The sequence below is a fragment of the Burkholderia sp. MSh2 genome (assembly GCF_000731655.1).
Taxonomy (GTDB): Bacteria; Pseudomonadota; Gammaproteobacteria; order Burkholderiales; family Burkholderiaceae; genus Burkholderia; species Burkholderia paludis.
In genome coordinates, this window is record NZ_JPGM01000023.1 from 17160 (window position 1) to 37684 (window position 20525).

A 20525-nucleotide genomic window follows, 5' to 3' on the forward strand; every position below is an offset into this window, starting at 1 on the left:
CCATCTATTCTCAAGGGACAGCCGAACACTCGTTCGGGCGTCCTTCCTTGCCGACCGCCTTCCTGTGAAGGAAGGAATTGAATTCTCGCTTCAACATCACCCCTAATCACTTCAACCCTCCCGGAATCGGAGAATAGTTTAATGGTACTGGCGCTTTAAGCTGCGGCAGCAGATTAGTCGGTACTACAACCGTAGGAATTCCTCGATCTACACCATATTCCGGAACCATATCAGGCGTAATACTTGCCGAGGGGATTCCCGTCTGAATGATCGTAAACGGACCAATTTTAAGATTTTGGCTCGCTTGTTGTGCATATGATGCCGCACCTTGGGGGGTGGTCGAGAAATACTTATTTTCAATCCCTTGAACGTTGCTAAACGCTCCCGTCGCATTAATCGACTCTAGCTCGCCATCTTCCACGGCCCGGTAGAGCGCGGTTGTTCCGCTGTTTGTGGCGCTACCGCCGCCCATCACGCCCGGATTCAGCGCGGTGGCAACGCCCGCTCCCGTGGCTTGGCCGGCCGTCTGCGCATTGCCGCCAGCCCCCGACTGTTGGTCCCCGCCATTCTGAACCTGTTCCTGCCCGGTCAACGGCGAAACCGTAAATTTCGCCCCCTCGTCCTGCATCGCGGCCTGTTCACCGGCACTTGCCGCACCGTGTTCAAGGTTGCTACCGATCGACTTGAACGACGTCCCGTTGTTGATCGCCTCGTTTTCCGCAGCACCGGCACCCGCTGCGGCGTTCAGCCCTAGCGCGCCCGCCGTGACCCCGCCCGCCAAGGTCGCGGCCCCAATGATCGCCGCGCGCTGCGAATCAGTCAGCGTATTCGAACCGCCCGCCGCATCCACCAGCGCACCCGACGTCACCGCGCCTGCCGCACCGCCCACTGCCGACGATCCGCACCCCGTTCCCAGCGCCGCACCCGCAGCACAACCGAGCGCCGCGTGCTCCGCGATGTTCGTCGGCGACAGCGGATCGGTCGTCACGCCGATTGCGTTATTCGCCACCGACTCCGCGTCGGTCGCCACGTTGTTGAGCAACGCCGTGCCGAAGCTACCGCCCTCGATCGCGGTCTGTACGCCGGCGCCGATCAGACTCTGCCCAACGATGTTCTCTGCCGTGTTCCCCAGATTGGCCAGCGTCGCGGCCGGCGTGCCCTGCGTGATCCCGTTACCGAGGTTGCTGAGACCTGTGTTGCCGAGCAGTCCCTGCGTAAGACCCGCCGTCAGCGCCGTCACCCCTGCCGTCTCGAAGGTCGTCTTCAGATTGAGACTGCCCGTCGAGATCAACTGGTCCGCCGCGCTCGCCACCAGCGCCGTTGTGCCCGCCGCGAGACCTGTCGCCGCTGCACTGCCGAGCACGGCTAGTGTCGGACTGATCGCCGCGAGCGCAATCGGATCGATCAGCGAGTTGTAGAACGCGAACAGCTCGGGACCGAGCTCATACGAGAGTACGACCGCCGCCACCATCCCGATGACCGACAGCGGATCGAAACCCGTGTCGTCCGCGATCAAGGTCGTCTGGAGGTTGTTGCTGACCGTACTCTGCTGAAACTGCCCGCCAAGCTGACTCTTGAGGTTCGACAGCAGCTGCTGGGTGGCAGCCGTGTTCACGCTGCCATCCGCGTTGACCTGCTGCAGCGCCCCGCCGATCTGGTCCAGGCTTTGCACCTGCAGATCGTAGTTGGCGGCCGTCATGAACCCGCCCTGCTGCACCACCGTGCCGGTGGTTTGCAGCACGCCTTCATCGGCCTGGTTGTAGATGGTCCCGACGTTGGTCGAGCGCTGCTCGTTGGTGAGGCTCGCGGTATCGACGCTCAGGTTCTGCGCCGAGATCGAACCCGTGTTGAGGATGCTGTTCGCGTAATTCAGCGCGACGTTCGTGCCCGTGATTTCGCCGTCGGCGTTCACCACCGCATAGTTCTGCGGCAGCAGTACCTCGGGCATCAGCGCCTGCACCGTCGGGCACGCACCGTTACCGGTTGCCGTGCACCCCGGCTCCGGCACCGCCTGCTCGACGTACCAGAGCATCGGCGCGTTGATCTGCGCGAGCTGTGCCTGGCTCAGTTGCGTGCCCAGCGCGACGTTGTTCTGCTCCGCGTACTGCAGCGCAGCACCATACAGCGCCGCCGTATCCTGATTGTTGACCGACGCCTGACTGGTGCTGTCGGTCGCGCTGGGCGTGCTATAGAAGCTGCTCTTGCCGGTCGCCTCGAGCGCCGCCTGCTCGACCTGCTGCGCCTGCGTGTACGGGTCGTAATAGAACGGCACACTGCCCGGCTGCAGGTCGGCCGGCAACGCCGCGATCAGTGCCGCCGGCGACAACGCGCCCGTCACCTCCGCTGCCGGATTGTTCGTCAGATACGACACCTGAACAGTCTCGCCCGAAATCGTCTTGACGGTCGTGCTGCCGGGTGCGTTCGACGTCGGCACCGTCGGCGCGACCGGCTTGCCCACGGTCTGCACGCCGATCGGCGTGTTCGCCGGCAAGCCCGCCGCGCCCGTCACCGAAGTCGGCTGACCGGCAAGCGTCGTCACGAGGCCCGCGCTGTTGACCGTCGTCTGCGCGCTCGACGGTGCCGCCGGCGGCCCGAGTGAAATCACCTGCCCCGACACGGCCGGCGGCGGCGTATAGACGTTCGGATTCGTCAGCCCGTTCACGAGCGTTGCGCCCGTGAGGTTCACGGTCTGGCCAATCACGTTACCCGTATTGGTCAGCGTCGGCGAATTCACCGCAAGCGTGTTGCCGGCCTGAATCGTGCCCGGCACGAAGTCCGGCAGCCCCACCGCATCCGGCAAGCCCGCGGGATCCTGCGGCGCACTGCTGCTGTACGCGCTACCGTACAGTTGCGCGCACAACGACGAATTGTTTGCACACCCCCACGTCGCATACGGCGTTCCGTAGCGCGTGAAACCGCTGCTCCAGTACGCAGACAGATATTGGTTGTTGCTGGCCGCGCTGTTGCTCGCGTCGATCGTCACGTTGTTCAGTGCCGTGACGAGGCTCCCGGTGTTGCTGAAGGTTCCGGCCGTCAGGTTGACGTTGTGGTTCGCCGTGATCGTTGCGGGGCTTGCCGACTGGACGTCGACATACGCCTCGCAGTTGTACGTGCAGCCCGTATAGGGCGTCGCGCTGCCGTAGTTCTGGTGGATCTGCACCGGTGCGGCGATCGTGTTGGTCAGCGTCGCGGCATTGATATTGACGTCGTTGCCCGCCTCGATCGCGCCCGAGGTGTTCGTCACGCTGCCCGCCTGCGTGAGCGCGGTGGGCGTCGTCGACGTATCGGATGCCGTCGTGCCGGCCCCGCCGATCACGACGTTGCGTCCGGCCACCAGATTGCCGTAGGTGTTCGAGACCGAGCCTGCCGCGATCACGACATCGTTGCCGGCCGTGACGGTCGCGTTGGTTTGCTGATACGCATACGTCTGCGAATTCGGATTCGTCGTCGACAACGATGTACAGCCCGCGCTGTAGCCCGACGCGCAACCGGCCGTGGTCGTCATCGTGCCGATATTCGTGCCCTGATTCGTAAAGCTCGACGCGTTGACGTGAACGTCGTTGCCGGCCGCAAGCGTGCCCGCATTGGTCAGATTCCCGCCGGACAGGTTCAGGTTGTGACCGGCGACGATCTGGCCGGTCGCCTCCTGCACCGTCGTCGATGACGTGACCGACTGCACGGTCACGGCACCGGGCGAGTCGAACGTGAACGACGTGGGCGGCGTCGACGGGCCCACCGCGCAGAACTGCCCGTTGTCGCCCCCGCCGTTCGTACAGCCATACGCCCCGCCCGCATTGCCGCTGCCCCAGACAGATACGCCGCCCGACTTCTGCATCGACAGCAAGCCGTTCATGAAGGCCGTCAGCGACGCGGTATCCACCGTGTCCGTCACCGTCGAGCTCGCGGACGAGCCGCCGTTCGACAGCGACTGCACGTTCAGATTGACGTCGTTTCCGGCGCTGACGGTACCGCTCTGGTTATTGAGGCTGTTCGCCGTGAGATTCAGGTCGTGGCCCGCCGCGATCACCGAGCTGCCTGCGACGGCCCCGGTGGTGGTGGTCGTTTCCGTCACGGTCGGAATCGTCAACGTCGTAACCGGATAGACCGTGCCGTCACCATTGTTGGTCGGCACCGCCCCACCCTGCACGTACCAGAGATTCGCGCTTTGCGGCGTGCCGGAATTGCCGTTGTAGCCGACCAGCGTCGGCACCTGCACATACTGAACGGTGCCCGAGGTCGCGACCGGCGCGGACTGCGGACCGCTCACGCCGATATAGCCGACCCCGATGTTGGTATTGTTCGCGCCATCGGACCATCCACTGGTCAGCGGCGGCACGATACCCGTCACCGACAGCACGCCCCCGAGCGTGGCCGGCACCGTGGTCGACACCAGCGTCAGGTAACCGCCGTCCGGGCCGATATCGGTGATCCCGTACACCGTTTCGGTGCCGATCACGGTCGACATCAACAGAGGCGTGTTGACGATGGTCTTCGTGGTCGTCGTCGTGCTTGTCGTCGACGCGGACGAGTTGTTGACGGCTGCCGCCGTGATCGACACGTCGTTCGTCGCACTCAGCGTGCCGCCACCATTGTCGAGATTGCCTGACAGGTTGACGTTCAGGTTACCGCTGCCCGCCGGGCTGTTGCTGTTGCCGGCCTTGGTCGTGCCGTTCGAGTTGTCATAGCTCGAACCCGAAATCGTCAGCGTGTTCGCGGCCTGCACGGTTCCCGCATTGGTACCCGAACCATTCAGCGTGAATGCATCGTTCGCCGCGACCGTTCCGCCAGACTGATTCGCGAGCGACCCATTGATCGTGAGATCGTTGCCGTTGACGGTACCCGAGTTGCCGACCGTGCCGTTCAAGGTCAGTGAACCGGCGCCCTGGTTGATCGTGCCGGCATTGTTGATGCCGTTGGCCGCCGTGACCGTGACGGTCGTTCCCGGCAGCGTCCATGTTCCGGAGTTGTTCACCGACTGCGCCGACAGGTTCACCCCGTTGCCGCCGTTGACGGTCCCGTAACTGGCTGCCGACGGATCGAGCGTCTGGTTCGGCAGGTTCAGCGTCGCGACGTTCTGCGCGAGAATTTTTCCGTTCGTATTGTCGAACGAGCCATTGCCGCCCGTCACCGTCACGGTCGTGTTGCCGACGGCGGCAGTCGGGTTGCTCGCGTCGCTGGCAAAAATCAGGCCGTTCGCGTTGCTCAGGCTGCCCGTCGTCAGATTCAGCGCGTTCGTCGCGAGCAGGCCGCCCGAGTTGGTCGTCGCACCCGATACGCTGACGTTCGCCGTCGGCCCGTAGATCGTTCCCGAGTTGTCGAGGTTCGTCGCGGTCACGTTCGCCGTTTGCAGCGACGACAGGCTGCCTGCGTTCGAGACGGTCGTACCCGACACGTTCAGGTTGCCGGCCGCCATCTGCGTGCCGACGTTCGTCACCGTGCCGCCCGCCAGCGTCGCGTCGCCCTTGAACGCGGCCGTACCGCCCGTCGTCAGGCTCTGCGATGCCGCGATCTGCGTGGTGCCGCCGACCACCGCGTTCGCGGTCGTCACGTTCGCGCCACTCAAGGTCGCGTTGCCGCCGACGGACAGCGCCGGGGCACTGGCGTTGAAGGTCTGGTTGAGCTGGCCCGCCGACGTATCGAGGGTGTTCGCGGCCGTCGCGGTCAGGTTGCCGCCGACGGCCACGCCTTGCGTCGTGATGTTGGTCGCCGACAGGCTCGCGTTGTTCGAGGCGGTCGTCTGAGCGTTCAACGTCAGGTTCTGTCCGGCGTTCAGCGTTGCGTTGCCTGCGCTCGATACCGGGCTGGATGCCGTCAGGTTGCCTGATTTCGCGTCGACCGCGAGATCCCCCAGGCTCGTCACCTTGCCCTGCGTGTTCACGTCAGTGCCGGCCGTGATCGTCGTCGCCCCGCCCGAGAGCGCATCGCCCGCGAGCGTTGCACTGCCGTTCGTCGCCGTCAGCGTGCTGGTGCCGACCGCGGTGGTCGCGCCAAGGTTCAGGCTGTTCGCTGCCGTCGCACTCAGGTTGTTGCCGGTCTGGATCGCGCCCGAGACGGCAACGTTGTTGCCGGCATTCAGCGTCGTGTCGTTCGCGACGTTGATCGCGCCCGTGCCGTTGAGGTTGCGGCCCGCCGTGACACTCGCGTTACCCGTTCCATCGACCTCGAGGCCGCCGTTCAGGTTCACGTCGCGCGCGGCCGCGATCGTCGTGGTCTGGCCGCTCTGGAGCGTGCCGGCGACGGTTGCGTCCTGCCCGGCGTCGATGTTGACAGCGCCCGGCGTCGACACCGCCCCCGCCACCGTCACGCTGCCTGCGCTCGATCCGATCGATGTGTTGCCACCGCTGTAGACGGTGCCGCCAAGATTCACGCCCTGCGAGCCGCTCGCGTTCAACGTGCCGAGCGACACGACATTGCCGGTCGTCGTCAGCGAGCCGCCGTTTGCCGCAAGCGTCATGTCGCCGACCGATGCGGCCGTGCCCTGCACGCTGGTGTTGCCGCCCGACGTCACGCTCAGATTCCCGCCGCTCGTCACGTTCCCGCCGAGCGTCGTGTCTTGTCCGGACTGAATCGACACCGCGCCCGGCGCGGACACGGTGCCGCCGAAACTGGCGTTCGTGCCGGCCGTCGCGTTGACCGTGCTGCCGCTCTGCACCGCGCCGTTCAGCGCGATGGCCTGGCCTGCATTGAGGTTCACGCCCCCCTGCGAAGACGTGACGTTGCCCTGCCCCGTGATCGACCCATCCTGGGCGGCGATCGTCACGGGTCCTTGCGCCTGCACCGTGCCGCCGATCGTGGCGTTCTGGGCCGCCGTGACGGTGGCCGCGCCGTTCGACTGCAGGTTACCCTCGACCGCGGCCGAGCCTGTCGTTGCCGTCACGCTCGCGTCGCCCACCGAGGACACCGCCCCGTTGACGGTCGCATTGCGCGCGCCGGCCAGCGTTACCGTGCTGCCGCCCTGTACCGCGCCGTTGACGGTCAGGTCGCGCCCGGCGTTCGCCGAAATCGTGCCCGGCGCGCTCAACGACGAATTGATCGTCAAATCGCCGGTGCCGGTCTGCAACGCGAGATTCTGGCCCGACATCGAGCCGACCGTCATCGCATTGCCCGCATTGAGTGTCGCGTTCCCGTTCGCCGACACCGATGCGGCATTCAGGTTGCCGCCGGCAGTCATCGTGACGTTCTGCCCCGCCGACACCGCACCCGGCGCATTGATGTCGCCGTTTGCCGTGACCGTATAGTTCTGATTTGCCAGTCCGGTCCCGCTGATCGTCGTGTTGCCTGTGCTGGCGAGATTGACGTTCTGGCTGGCAAAAGTTTGTCCGACCGATACGTCGCCGTTCGCGTTGACGACCACGTTGCCCGCCGTTGCAGACAACGGGCCTTGCATGTTCGCGCCGAGCCCGGCGGCATTCTGGATGATGTAGATCTGGCCGCTCGTGACGGAACCGTATTGGCTCGCGTCGATCGCCAGGCCGTTCGCAGTCGGGATCGCCGCAGCGTTGTTCGGCAGGCCGTTCGAGGCCGTCGCGTAGGTGATGCCGGTCGCCCCGGTAGCGGTCGGCGAAACGAGCTGGTTGCCGGTAATGATGTTCACACGCTGGTTGGCGTTCAGCGGTGCATTCACATTGACGGTCTGCGCGATCAGGTCCAGGTTCCCGACCGTCCCGGCAATACCGGCCCCCGGCGTGCCATCGTTACCCGCCGGCCCGTCGACCGTGATGTTGCCGCCGCCGACGCTGTACGCAACGGCGCCCGCGTTCGCGAAACTCGTCGCCGTGCCACCTACGCCGGTCAGAAACTGCGGCGTGCCGGTGGTCAGCGTGAGGTTCGAGATATTGGTCAGCGCGGTGCCGCCCGGAACGCTGATCCCGTTCGGATTGGCAATGATCAGGGATGCAGAATTTCCGAAAATCTCAAGAGGCCCGCCCAATACGGACGCATATTGACTGCCGGTGGATGTGACCTGAGCGAGGATGACCGAGGCGGTGCGCCCGGCGAGATTCGGATTGGCGCCGACCTGCCCGCCGATCAGGGAAGTCCCCGCGTACAGGCTATTGTTGAAGATCAGGCCAGCCGGCCCTGCCGACAGGTTCTGGAACTGCGACGCCGAAATGCCTTGTGCGTTCGGCGCAGGAATATCGATTACCGGGACCCCGGCCGAGCTTTGCGTGATGGTGGGCTGGAATGGAATCGGTGCGCGCGGGTCGACGATCGGCGCGGCATGGGCCACTTCGTCTGCCAGGAATACCGCCGGCGCGAAGTACATCACGACGATCATCGCCGCGGCAATACAACGCATCCACGCAGGCCGCGCAACGTCGGCACGCGTCGAACCAGAAAAACGATAATCCGTACACGCCGATTCGCGTGCCAGCTTGCCCTGTGCAATGCGCTCGACCCCGGCCCATTGCGCCTTCTTGTTACGCATGATCTCCGCCCCTGCCAAGGCTTATTGTTCTGTCGTCCCGAGAAAATCCCGATGCGACCTTTCTCGGTTTGATAGTTTTACCGAGCGGAGCGTATCACGTGCAAATTTTGCTGATCATCAAGAATGGTTAGGCATCCCTTTCGATTTCCTTGATCCGGATGCAATCCTAAATCTGCCCTTGATGAATAAATTTATTCACGCCGGAACGACCAGTTAGGATGGCTTTCATTTTCTTCGATGCTGCTTGACGGGCGATCCGCGCCAAACCGCCCTCACAGTCGAGGTCGAAGGAAAAAGTCGGGCTCTACGTGCGCAACGGCCGAGTCGGCAAGGTAAAGCCGACCGAATGACGATCTGGAGGAAATGGGGAATTTGGCGGAAGGCAGCAGGAGTCGAACCTACCCGGGAGTGTCTGACACCCCCAACCGGGTTTGAAGGCCGATTCCACTGTATGCAAGATCAGTTGACAGGGCGCAGACCCGCAACGCCATGCGGTTTTCTGCCTTCGTCAATGCTGTAGATACGTACAGTGGCGCTGCATGCGAAGGCAGAAAAACCCACACCTCCTTGGTCCACTCCCAACCTCCGCGAGGCCCGGCCTCTCATCGGCCGGGCACAGTGCCGACCACGTCGGCTACTATCCTCGAAGTAATGCCAGTGGCCTGCGGGACGACTCCTATATCGAAACCTACGCCGCAAGCCCCTACTCGCCCCGGTCGGTGGAAATTTCAGAGTGCCCCTTCAGCTCATCGCGGCGAGTCGGGCACTCATCCGAAACGATACTTTCCATACTCGACTGAGCCTGCGCGGCGTCGAATGTTTGCATGTACTCTAGGTAGGCGCGCCTACTTTCTTGAGCGTGTTCAAGGAAAAAGAGATTATTCCCCGAAGCGACACACATCGCTCGAACGGCCTCCGAAATGTGCTCGCCTCGGGCCATCTGGTGATAGAACGTTGCATATGCTACCGCAGTCTCCCCCCACGTCGGCTTAGAACCACATCCAATCAGTGCAAAGTATGGGAGGTCGCTCTCATCGGTATGCATTGCCATCCTAATGCCGGAATAACCCTCGCAGCTCGACATGCACAAGATCAGCAATCCTTGAAGAGCAGCGTTTACAGGCTTTAAGAAATCTTTCAACTCCTGCCATGACATTACATAGCCGTCCGACAACTGAATGCCGAACTGATTTCCATGCGCGCTTATGTGGAGGATGGGGATAAGCCCAGGATTCTCGGCCATCGCCTCTGCAAGACCGATTTTCAGACATGCCTCAAACGCGAGTCTAGAAATTGCCGTCTTCACGGCGCACTTGATCACATTCAGCTCTACCGCCTGCCGAACAATTTCGCCCTCGCTTCTCCGATGGTAGAGATCCAAAGGAGACGGCGACTCTATGACAAAAACAAAGAACTTGAGCCGTTGTTCGGGTGGGAGTGGCATTTTCCTTTGTCCGCGACGGTATAGGTATTCGCAAGTCTAGTGTTCAAAAATGTAGCCGCATATAGGGAATTGTCACGCTACTTCGTCAACGTTCAGTACCCGCGGGAGCTGCCACCATGTCATCGGCGGGATATAGCTGAAGCATCGCGCGCGCGGCCTCGACGTTCGAGGTCGTCAGCCACTCCTCCCAGTCGTCTGGGTGCAGGATCACGACGGCTCGCTTCTCGTCCTCGGGCTTGTGCATGCGGGAGAAGATCGGGTGCCCGTCGCCGTTCACCGTGATCATCGACATCGTGTGATGCTCGACACCGTCCGCACCCTGCAACGTCCGCCAGATGCCGGCGACGCACATTGTTCGCCAGTCGGTCAGTCCGATCCGATGCCATACGTTCTTCCCAGTCTCGTAGCACGGCTCGTAGATCCAGTCGGCCGGGATCAGGCAGCGGCGCCCGGCGCGCCAGGCCGGCCCGTATAGCAGCGACTTTCCGAGGTTGTCATCGCGCACGTTCACCGTGCTGCGCATGATCGGGGGCTTCCGGCCCTGCTCCTTCGCCTTCTCGATGTTCGCCTTCTGTAACGCACGCGGCCAGAAGCCGAAGCCGGCCGCCAATGGTCTGAGCTTTCCGTCGACGTTTACAACGATCGGCGCCAGGTAGTCCTGGTAGATATCGGGCTTCCACGGGAAGTCGCGGTACAGGTCGCTGAACGGCTCGATCCGCAGTTCTCGGATTTCGTAGTCTTCATGCGGCGCTCGGTAGCTTGTACACATCTCGGGAAGCTCTCCAACGTGACAGACCCAGATCAGTGACGCTTCTGTGCCAGACAGCCCCAACCGTCGTACTCTAGACCGTAGAGCATGCCGAGGCATGCCATGAAACCAGAGACGGACAAGATGTTGTGCTGCTGAATCGGCATATTGATCACGACCAAGACGCGATGCCCTGCCCCTGATTGATCGGCTGTCGCTCGGCCATATTGATGATCGTTGATAAAGCTCGCGACGATAGCTGCCTTCTCCGCGGATGGTCCTCGCAGAAGAAATTCAACATCCCGCGGAATGCTGAAGTCGTCTCCGTCGGCATCCAGCACGCGTAGGAGTTCAACGTCGGCCACAGCAGTGTCCATCAGCGTCGCAACAGTCGACATAATGCTGGCCCTTTTTTGTTTCAACTTGAATCTGATCGTACCACCGTCAGCAGCCCGGTTCGCTCCCTGTTTCTAAGACTTGACGTGGGTTCCTTGCGGCGGGATACACTGTGTTTTTATACAGTGGTGACGACGTGATCAAGCCGCAGTGGGCTTACATCTGGGAGTACGGGTTCCAGGGCGACAAAAACCGCCTGAGGACACCCATTGAGCTCACGAAACCGGAATTTGAATTGTGGATCGACCAGGACGCGAGGTCAGCGTTCCTAGGCTCGTGCACGCCGATCGAGGCCACCAGGATTGATCGTAACCGTGTGCCGCTTACCGATCCGCGCTTCAAGACGAAGCCTAAGATCCCGGAGTTTGACGCCCCGTCTGATGCCGAGCTGCGCGCCCTCTGGCGCGAGTACTCCGACCTTCAGGTGCGCTGGCTGATCCTCGAAATCCTTGCCCTCCGGAAATCGCTAGATAGGATTCAGGCGTGGTTCGACTACGTCGACAAGAACGTGGCGGACCGCGGGGAGCTTAGTGGCGGGAATGGACAATTTCAGGAGCTGCGCCACCTTCTCCGGAAGGAAAAAGGGCGCGCCGGGATGATGTGAAGTCTGCGGCGCGCCCCGCAACCGTTACTTCTTCACAGGCTCAATACCCCAGCACTCCCACTCGGGGCGACTCGCCGGGTTCGTCCTACAGTCATTCACTTGCTGGTTGACGGCGTTGTAGCTTGCAACGACGGGGCTCACGATTTCATTCAAATGAGCCTCCCGCGTTTCCGCATCAGGAGTGCGGCAGTCGGCCCCCATGTGTGCCTTGTCCGGTGCATCCCGCAAGCCCAGAAGGTATCCCGAGTTAGGCACACTCTTGAGAACTTCGATCAAGCCATCTGCCGCCGTTTGTCCCTCCGGAAGCTCGCATGTGCGAATCGGAAGCACCTTATAAAACTGCTTGTTCTCCAACGACAGTCGATTTTGAAATACGATGAGATCCTTCTTGAATTGCGCGAGCGCGGCAACTTGAGCCGGATCGCTGCGTCCCGTTTGCATATCATCAAGCTCAAAATTGAGCACTACCCATTCGTCTAAAACGACGGGATGCTTGGCGTTTCGCATTTCATCTTCGGTGGGGCCCACGCCGTCATTCACCGACATCACGATCTGGTGAAGAGTCGTTCCATCAATCACGCCAGGATAAACCGTGACTCCCGTTCCTGCTTCGCTGAATTTCTTCTGTAACGCATCGACAGTGGCCTGGCCATCCGATGATGGCTGACTCGAAGCGCGTCCGGTTCCGACATCTACTGCAGACATCTTCGACGACTGCTGCGCTTTGATAAGCGGCAGACCGGAATAGGTCAGCTTGATCGCAAATTTGCTCGGTGCGGCGGCTGCACCCACATCATCACCGCCGCCGCACGCGGAAAGCGAGAGGAGGAGCGGGAAAGCCAGTGCTGCGAGGTTTCTTTTCATTGGTGGTCTCGGACGTTGGTTAATTTCTTTCACTTCGTAATTTGGAAGTTTACAGATCAATTCCGATTTTTGGAATGCCCCACCGTCAGGGCGTCGTAGACACGTTCACACTGTTGGCCCGCGATGCCTCGCTCGTCAGCGAGCTTCGCCAGTTCTCCCGCGCGCTCGTCAGTCCAGCCGAACACGTCGGCAAGCAGATCGAGGGCGTCACTGGCTGCCGGGCCTCCGGTGGAAGCGCTGGTACGTCGAGCATCGGCGACGAGTGCGGCAACCTGCTTGCGCAGGCCGTCAGCAGCAGCATCGGCAACAACTGCATCAGCGGTCGCACGATCACGTTGTTTCGCGGCATCCGTTGCAATCTCCTGTTGTGCCGCCAACCGGCGGCGAAATTCGTTACGGTCGTTCGTCAGGTCATCGATCTGCCGCGCCTGATCCGCTACCTTCGCAGACTGGTCGGCATCGCCATGCCCCTTGAAATAGCCACAGCCGGCACCGGCAATAACCCCGGCAATGACGAGCAGCCAGATACGCGGGTCGATCCACGTCATGCGGTCACCTCCCCGCCGACCGCGCGATACGCCGCCAGCAATTTCTCGATGTCGTTCTCGTGCTGGCCGTAGCCAGCCCCCGGCAGACTGGCCCAGACGTTCGATACCTTCGCCACAGCCTCGCGAAACCGCCCTGCGTCGATCAACGGCAACGCTCCATGCTCGCGGAGCTGCTGCAGCGCGTACCGATCCTGCGACACCGGCCCGAAGTCGGGCAGCTTCATCTGCGCCTGATAGATCCGCCACCAGCGCGTGAGGATCTGGTAACGCCCAGCTGCCGTCGACGGCACCCGGATCTGTCGGTTGAGTACGTCCGGATGTGCGGCATAGCTCGCAAACAGCAGCGGCCGTGATGCCGTCGCTCCGACCAGAACGTTGTAACCGTCGTCCGACTTCGCGAGCAGCGCCGAGCCGATCTCGCTGACTGCGATTGCATCGAGAAACGCCACGCGGTTCTTTCCGCCCGCAGCGGCCACACTGATTCGCGCCATCTTCACTTTCCCCCAAACACACGCTTTGCATTTCGACGCAGCAGCACTTCGAGGTACTGCGACCCCACAATGCCGAGCGCACTCCCCAGACCGAGCAGCGCAATCGGAGGCAGATCCGGGATCTGCAGCAGAGCGAGCCCAGCCACCATCGACGTCGCGGAACCCAATACAGCCCGGCCGACGACGAGCCGAAACGACAACGGCTCATTACCGACCAGCACCTTCGCGATACCAATCAATCCGCCCATGAGAATCAACTCCAGGATGGTTTTTTCATGCTCTTGCATTACGGCTCCTCTTCCCCGTACCCCACAAAAGAAAAAGCCGCCAATCTGGCGGCTTGTTACACAATTCCTGTTCCGTCTAGCACCATAAACCTGGTTCGCCAACACTCCCGAAACGTCGCGACGTTCGGACTCCTACCACCGTTGAACAGTCGCGTTCCCCACGAGACGGTGTCACCGGTGACCCACACCATTCCGATTTCGAGGATGTCCCACAGCCGCTGGTTGCTGTTAGATGAGCCCCATATGTAATGCGACGACCATAACGCCGAAATCAGCACTGGCCGCCCATACGATCTCGAAAGGTCTGAAGGGCTCGGCGCGCCAGCTACGACCCATCCAAGATCGTTGCCTAAATAGCCCTCTTGGATAACGTCAAGCACTCGATAGAAAGGGCTAGCCGCATCAGCAATCAAAGATTCATTCTCGTCGAACACCTGCAACCCAAACTTGCTTGAGCTGACAGGAACCTTCGAAAAGACGAAAAGGCGCACCGTCGCTTGTTGGGTCGTTATCAGGCGCACTGTGAAAAGGCGACCGCTACCATCAGCCGACGTCGTGTCCCAAAGCGCAACTCCGACTCCCGGATCAGCCTGAAACGCATAGAGAGGTTCATCGGCTGAGAAGGTGAACGAGCAAATCCAATATTCACCATAGAACTGAAGCTTGTGATCATTGTTCCAGACAGTCTGGACAGATGTCCGCTGCGAGACTCCCGACATTGACTGAACTAGTTGGTAATTCGGCGTCTTACCATCGATCTGGAAAACCCCGCCGTCTGTAAAGGCCTGAAATCCTGCCTCCATCAATACACTCCGTAGATGAGCCACCCCGGAACAGGCGTTCGGTAGCTCCCGCCGCCGTCCGTGCTGTACCGCCACCGCACACCTCCCGCGTCAATATCGATCACAGGAACGGGAGCATTCATAGAAATGTGCTGAAACAACCAGTCCGGCATAAACGACCAAAACGGCTGCCCTCCCGATAGGTCGGCAGCGACGCCACCATCTGCACCGCCGATCCTCACTACGCCATGCAGCCGCCCGCACCGAGTCGTGCCATTCAGCATTACTCGGCCAGCATCGTCCCAAATCTCGAGCCCGGCCTCCATTACGTCCATACCCCCCAACGAACACGCAAACGTCCATTCGAGTCGTACACGCGGCCGCCATTGCTATCGATTACGGTCCGGTTTCCACGACCATCAGTCGAATTGATCTCGAACCACCCACTCTTATCGAGCCGCCAACCCTGCTTTCCCGCGACATAGTTGTCGGACTGGATATAGCTGCCGATCATCGCGTTCGTGATCCACCCCACGCCGATGAGCGCCTGACGCAAGAACACCTGCCCGCCCTGCACCACGAACGGCACGATCGAGGATCCGCCGTTGTTCGGGTCAACGACCGCGAAGCGCTGCGCCGACACCAAAACCTGCGACTCAACGATGCCACTGTCGTTATTGATGCCCACGCCAATGCCGGCGATATACGTCCGCCCGTCCGACGTGACCTGAGTCTTGATTTGGTACGACGCCGAAACGCGCCCGTTGATATCCGCGTACGACTGCGCAACCGTCTGGACAGCCGCCGCGTTCTCGTTGGCCTGCGCGCGTATCGTTGTGATCTGCTCGGCCTGCGCGCTGATCGCATCCACGCGCGCACTCGACTCCGTTCGAATGTCCGCACGCAGCGACGCCTGCCCCGTCTGCATCTGCGCGCCAACGGTGTCGAGCCGTCGCCCCAACGCCATGTCAGCCTCGGCGCGCGCCGATTGCTCGCTGTAGACACCGGCCATTACCTGCGTTGACCCAGCCGCCTGCCCCGTATCGCCCGCCATCGGCCCGCTGATCTGCGCCGATACCTGGCTGACCTGCTTCGAAAGCGCCGAGTCGGCATCCGCTCGCGTCGACGCTTCCTGACGAATGGCCGCCGTATTGGAATCTACTGTCGCCTTCAACGAAGTGATCGAATCGGCATTGACTTTATCGCCAGCCGCGCGCGCGGTCTGCTCTGCGACGATTGCGGCCGAGTTGCCACCGGCCGTCGCCGTGACGGCATCGACACGCTTGCCGAGTGCCGTATCAGCGTCCGCTCGCGCCTGCTGTTCGCCCGTGATCGCCGCCTTGTTCGCGCCGACGTCGACCGTCACGGCATCCACGCGCTTGCCGAGCGCCGTGTCCGCAGTCGCGCGTGTCGTCGCTTCCGACGTGATCGCCGCCGCGTTGTCGTTCGACTTCGTGACGACAGAGTCGATTCGCGTCGACAGCGCGCCGTCGGCGTCGGCTCGCGCCTGTTGCTCGGCAGTAATCGCTGCCTTGTTAGCCCCGACATCGGCCGTTACGGTGTCGACGCGCTTGCCGAGTGCCGTGTCGGCATTGGCCCGCGTCGTCACCTCCGATGCGATCGCCGCGGCATTGTCATTCGCCTTCGCAACGACGGTATCGATACGAGTCGACAGCACGCCGTCAGCGTCGACGCGCGCCGTCGCCTCCTGCTTGATGGCCGCCGCCGCATCACCTACGCTCGCCGACACGGTATCGATTCGCTGCCCGAGGGACGTATCGGCAGTCTGCCGCGCCTGCTGCTCGGCCGTAACGGCCGCGCCACGCTGGCGCGCTTCATCGGCAACAGCGTCAGCCCGATCCCTCGCCTCTTTCGCGATCGCATCCGCGCGATCCTTCACCTCCTTCGAAATGGCGTCAGCGCGGGCCTGCGCTTCGCCCGCAACCGCCGTCGCCCGGTCGGTCGCCTCCTTCGCGATCGCGGTTGCGTTATCCGCGACGCCCTGCTGAATCCCCGGAATCGCGTCGATCGGCTTTTTCAGATCCGCACCCAGCGACGAATGAGAAATCTGCCCCTCGAAATACTTCTCGTAGGCCCCCGGATCGGTCGTAGGTTGCCCCTGCACACCTGCACCATTCGCCGGAAACCACGGGCCGATGTTCCCAGTCGTGTCGACCAAACGCGCCCAAAAATAAAACACCTGGCCAACAGCAAGCCCCTGCATGGACGTCGAGGCTTGCGGATACGCGTAATCCGACAGCTTGATAGCGTCGGCCCGGTTCGGCGTGCGGCTGTACCATAGCTCGGTGCGCTGCGTGTCTCCGGCAGTACCGTCGCCAGGAAACGCCCAGTCGAGGTTGATGCCGTAGACCACGCCAGCCGCCTTGAGCGACACGACCGCCGGCGGGAGGCTCGTTTTTCCCTTCAGTTGCGTTTCCACGCTGACAGCCGGCAACGAAGTGACGTTCATCACATTTTGCGCACGCACGCGCGCAACGTACCGCCCCTGGTAAATCCCGGGCACCTCGACCTGAAGCCCGCCCGTACGCGGCACGCTCACCCACTCGCCGTTATCCTTCCGCCACTCCGGCAGGTATGTCACGGCGTTATCCGCGGCATCCCACGCGATCACCATCGTCGTTTTCGAAATGCCCTGATCGACCGCCGAATACGTGGTGATCCGCACATTGGCCGGCGGCGCCTGCACCGAAGGCGGAACAACCGTCACCGGCCGCTGCTGGATCTGCGCACCATCGTCGATTGCCGCGTACTTCCCCGGCTCGTGCATCGTCGCCGTGATCGTGTACTCGATGCGCCCGTCGTCGTCGCCTTCCTGAACGCTCACGACGCGATAGAGCTGCGCCGCGACCTCCGCGTTTTCCAGCATCCACACCGCGCCGGGCACTGGATCCGCATCGAAGCGATCCGCCAACGTGAGCACGTCGCCATCAACGGACTTCACCGCGCGATACTCTGCAACGCCCGACGGCAGAATCGCCGTGAAGCGGTCGCCGGGCGCCATGGTCGGCGCCTTGTCGAGCGTGACAACGTTGCCGGCCGCCGCGCGAATGCGTCCGCCGATGCGACGACCAGCCTTTCGTGGATCCGCGATCGCAATCACCTGCCCCGGGCCGACCAGCACCCCATCCAACCCGACCTTGAATGACACCGTGCCCGACTCGTAGCGCGACGTCAGGAGAAGCCACCGACCGAGCCGGTGCGCCTGAGCCTGTGACGTGCAACCGAACGCCGTTACCTGCGTCTTGATGACGCCGTAACGCGCGATGCCGTCGTCGTCCGGCACATACTCGACCGCCTGTTTGTACTGGTTCGACGGATCGTTGTAGCTGACAAGCGCGACCGTGTATCGCGTCTTGCGCTCGCTCCCCACGTACCGGAACGCTCCGTCGATCACGTTCGCCGCGGTATACACGTAGACTGGATCGGATGGCATGTCCGCAGAAGCGATCACCGCCCCCGGCCCCCAATACGCAATGCCACGAAAAACGCTGGCGAGATCCTGCAACACCCTGAACGTGTCGGCTTCGGTCTGAATCACGCAGTTGCAGGTAAAGCGCGGCTCGATACCTCCCCTTCCGTCCGACACCATGACGTCGCAATAACGTCCGATCTCGTACAACGCCCATTTGTCGACCATCGACGCGTCAACGAAGCGACCGGCACCATACCGAGATTCAAGCAGGACGTCGTAGAAGATCCACGCCGGATTGTTTGTCCAGGCCGGTTTGAACGTTCCGTCCCATACTCCAGAATATGTTCGCGTCTCCGGATCATAATTTGATGGCACGCGAATAATCAGGCCGCGCACACCGTACGAGCGTACCGGCACCTGCGAAAACGAACGCGCATCGAACGTCATGCCAACGAGCGCTGTCATCGGGTAACGCAGCTTACGGTCGATCACCTCCGTGATCGCTTCGATATTCACCGTGTCGGCAATCAGCGAGCTGTGCGCATTCGGCGTGATGCGGCGCACACGCACCAACCATCCCGATTTCGCGCGCGGCAACTCGATCCGATGCGACCGCTCGTACAGCGACGTCGTCTTGCCGTCGAATGCCGCCGACAGCACCTGCGCGTACGACCCACCGTCGACCGACAGATCGATCGCATATTCCACGCGATAACCGAACACGCCCGCCGCCGGATCGCTCTTCTGCAGCGCGGGCACACCGAAGCGAATACGAACCGCCGTCAGCTGCGTGTTTTGCACCTGCCGCACCCATGGCGCATCAGAGGCCAACGGAACACCAACAGCCGATTCACGCTCGACCGCCGGAAAGCCCGGCATGAAATCCTGATCGAGCGTGCCCGTGCGAACGTCGACGCTGTAATTCTGGAAGTTGACCGACCCGTCGGAATTCTGGATCGGCGTGCCGTCGAGGAATACCGACTGCATACCCTTCACCAGGCCGACGATCGGCCCTTCGGAAATGATGTCGAGCACCTTCGCACGCGCGATCGAGTGCAGGTTGTCCGGCGATTCGCCGCCACTACCGCCACCACCACCGCCCTTCGCGCCGTTGATCCGCTTCGGGCCCGATTCCGCGTAGACCTTTTTCACACCTGATCCTCTGTGTAGATGCCCGAGCTGGCAACCTTCGATCCGACGACCATCTCGCCGTACACGAGCGGCACCGGCTCGCCTTGCGCCGGGCCATTCACCGGCCCGTTGAAGTAGTACGACGTGCCGTTGTCGGCAACCCCAGCGAGCCCGGCCTGCTGTGGACTCAGCATCTGCGTGATGCCACCGAGGGCCATCGAGACGCCCAGGCCGATCAGCGTCGGCTGACTGAACACGAAGCCGGCCACCGCCAGTGCCGCGCCCAGAATCGTCTGGAACAGGCCGCCGCTCTTGCTGCCGATGATCATTGGCGCGATTCGGATCGCGTCATCGCCGACCGGCGCGGCCAGATCGTCTTCGCGCAGATTCCGACGTCCGTTGAACACCGCAAACGTGAGCCCCTGATCACGCGACTCGAGCAGGAATTGCCGAAAGCCGGGAATCAGCACTGACAGCGCCCGCACCGCCTCCGCGGTAGACGAAACGGCCAGACGATGCACACGTCCGAATCGCGCACCCGCGATCCCGTAAAGCCTCACCTCACGTAACCGTTCCGTCACTTCGCACCCCCTACGTGACGCAGCACGGTCGTGCAGCTATCCCGCCACATCGAGCCCCACACGGCACGACACGACAGACGCCCGTACATGTGATGCGCGAACATGCCATCGCCGAGGTACACACCCGAATGGTTCGGCACGCCGTTTCTGCTTCGGACCTGCATCAGCAGCACGTCGCCAGGGTCGAGCTGCGCGTCACGCCCCACATCGAGAAAGCCCGCGTCCTGGTAGTGCGCGATGTACAGGTTCGAATACCCATCGGCCCACCACCCATCCTTGCGTTCGAAATCCGGAAGTGCGATCCCGCGCTCCGCGAGATACCAGTCGCGCACCAGCGAATAGCAGTCGAGCACGCCGTGCAGGTACTCCCGGCCATAGAGCGGCGCCACATACCCGCTCGGCGCGAACTCGCACCATTTGTCGATGCCAATCGATCCGTCGGCCTGCACGCCGAGCGAGACAATCACCCACCTCGGAATGCCAGCACGCTCGCACATTGCACGATCCCCCATGCTCGGCTGCGCCGTTCCGTTCGGATGCGAATGCACGAGCGCGAGAATTTCTCCCATGTCCTCCGCGTCTGCGTAGTCCTCCGCCGTGAGCGCGAATTGCTCGGTCGGCACAGCTGCGTTGTTTCGGCCAGGCACATACACGTCGCCGGACGCCGTCTCGACGATGAGCCCGCAGCACTCGCGCGGATACTCGGCGAGCGCGTGCTCCGCGATCGCTTGCTTGATTCGTTCGTCCATAAAAAAACCCGCCGATTGGCGGGTCCATAAAGGGATGTT

14 protein-coding genes are annotated in these 20525 nt (G+C 62.2%); 1 reads left to right on the plus strand and 13 read right to left on the minus strand.

The annotated features are described in order from the left end of the window. Nucleotides 1-106: 106 nt before the first annotated feature. The 4 genes from GQ57_RS15360 to GQ57_RS15375 all read right to left on the minus strand — a co-directional run bounded on the left by GQ57_RS15360 (nucleotide 107) and on the right by GQ57_RS15375 (nucleotide 11042). On the minus strand, nucleotides 107-8428 hold the full coding sequence (locus tag GQ57_RS15360; protein WP_152603262.1) for a two-partner secretion domain-containing protein: 8322 nt from the start codon (nucleotides 8426-8428) through the stop codon (nucleotides 107-109). A gap of 703 nt (nucleotides 8429-9131) precedes the next feature. Next, complete coding sequence (locus GQ57_RS15365) at nucleotides 9132-9872, minus strand: hypothetical protein (protein WP_152603263.1); 741 nt, start codon at nucleotides 9870-9872, stop codon at nucleotides 9132-9134. Between the two features lie 85 nt (nucleotides 9873-9957). After that, nucleotides 9958-10641, minus strand: a complete 684-nt coding sequence (locus tag GQ57_RS15370) for an SOS response-associated peptidase family protein (RefSeq protein ID WP_034198281.1) — start codon at nucleotides 10639-10641, stop codon at nucleotides 9958-9960. 32 nt (nucleotides 10642-10673) lie between these two features. Then, on the minus strand, nucleotides 10674-11042 hold the full coding sequence (locus tag GQ57_RS15375; RefSeq protein WP_152603264.1) for a ribonuclease E inhibitor RraB: 369 nt from the start codon (nucleotides 11040-11042) through the stop codon (nucleotides 10674-10676). Between the two features lie 86 nt (nucleotides 11043-11128). Here GQ57_RS15375 and GQ57_RS15380 point away from each other — a divergent pair, with 86 nt between their 5' ends. After that, nucleotides 11129-11620 (plus strand): hypothetical protein, encoded by a 492-nt coding sequence (locus GQ57_RS15380; protein WP_034198283.1) that lies wholly within the window; start codon nucleotides 11129-11131, stop codon nucleotides 11618-11620. A gap of 24 nt (nucleotides 11621-11644) precedes the next feature. On the opposite strand, the gene GQ57_RS41700 is transcribed toward GQ57_RS15380, so the two are convergent. Genes GQ57_RS41700 through GQ57_RS15420 form a run of 9 tightly spaced genes read right to left on the minus strand, consistent with a single transcriptional unit; the run spans nucleotide 11645 to nucleotide 20486 of the window. Then, nucleotides 11645-12484: a hypothetical protein gene (locus GQ57_RS41700; protein ID WP_034198284.1), complete on the minus strand. Its 840-nt coding sequence runs from the start codon at nucleotides 12482-12484 to the stop codon at nucleotides 11645-11647. A 56-nt stretch (nucleotides 12485-12540) separates the two neighbouring features. Next, nucleotides 12541-13032 carry a DUF2514 family protein gene (locus GQ57_RS15390; RefSeq protein WP_034198285.1) on the minus strand — a complete coding sequence of 164 codons (492 nt, stop codon included), beginning with the start codon at nucleotides 13030-13032 and terminating at the stop codon, nucleotides 12541-12543. Then, entirely contained in the window at nucleotides 13029-13523 is a 495-nt protein-coding gene (locus tag GQ57_RS15395; RefSeq protein WP_034198286.1) for a glycoside hydrolase family 24 protein, read from the minus strand. The genes GQ57_RS15390 and GQ57_RS15395 overlap by 4 nt, the downstream gene beginning before the upstream one ends. Before the next feature lie 2 nt (nucleotides 13524-13525). Continuing rightward, nucleotides 13526-13810 (minus strand): phage holin family protein, encoded by a 285-nt coding sequence (locus tag GQ57_RS15400; protein WP_034198287.1) that lies wholly within the window; start codon nucleotides 13808-13810, stop codon nucleotides 13526-13528. A 56-nt stretch (nucleotides 13811-13866) separates the two neighbouring features. Next, a complete protein-coding gene (locus tag GQ57_RS39450) occupies nucleotides 13867-14613 on the minus strand; it encodes a hypothetical protein (RefSeq protein ID WP_081896664.1) in 747 nt (248 codons plus the stop codon). After that, nucleotides 14613-14918, minus strand: a complete 306-nt coding sequence (locus tag GQ57_RS43725) for a hypothetical protein (protein WP_034198288.1) — start codon at nucleotides 14916-14918, stop codon at nucleotides 14613-14615. The genes GQ57_RS39450 and GQ57_RS43725 overlap by 1 nt, the downstream gene beginning before the upstream one ends. Next, complete coding sequence (locus GQ57_RS15410) at nucleotides 14918-19177, minus strand: phage tail protein (RefSeq protein WP_034198289.1); 4260 nt, start codon at nucleotides 19175-19177, stop codon at nucleotides 14918-14920. The genes GQ57_RS43725 and GQ57_RS15410 overlap by 1 nt, the downstream gene beginning before the upstream one ends. After that, nucleotides 19174-19737, minus strand: coding sequence for a tail assembly protein (locus tag GQ57_RS15415; protein WP_034198290.1), 564 nt, complete (start codon nucleotides 19735-19737; stop codon nucleotides 19174-19176). Before GQ57_RS15415 ends, GQ57_RS15410 begins: the two co-directional genes overlap by 4 nt. Further along, nucleotides 19734-20486 carry a C40 family peptidase gene (locus tag GQ57_RS15420; RefSeq protein ID WP_034198291.1) on the minus strand — a complete coding sequence of 251 codons (753 nt, stop codon included), beginning with the start codon at nucleotides 20484-20486 and terminating at the stop codon, nucleotides 19734-19736. The genes GQ57_RS15415 and GQ57_RS15420 overlap by 4 nt, the downstream gene beginning before the upstream one ends. Nucleotides 20487-20525 lie beyond the last annotated feature (39 nt).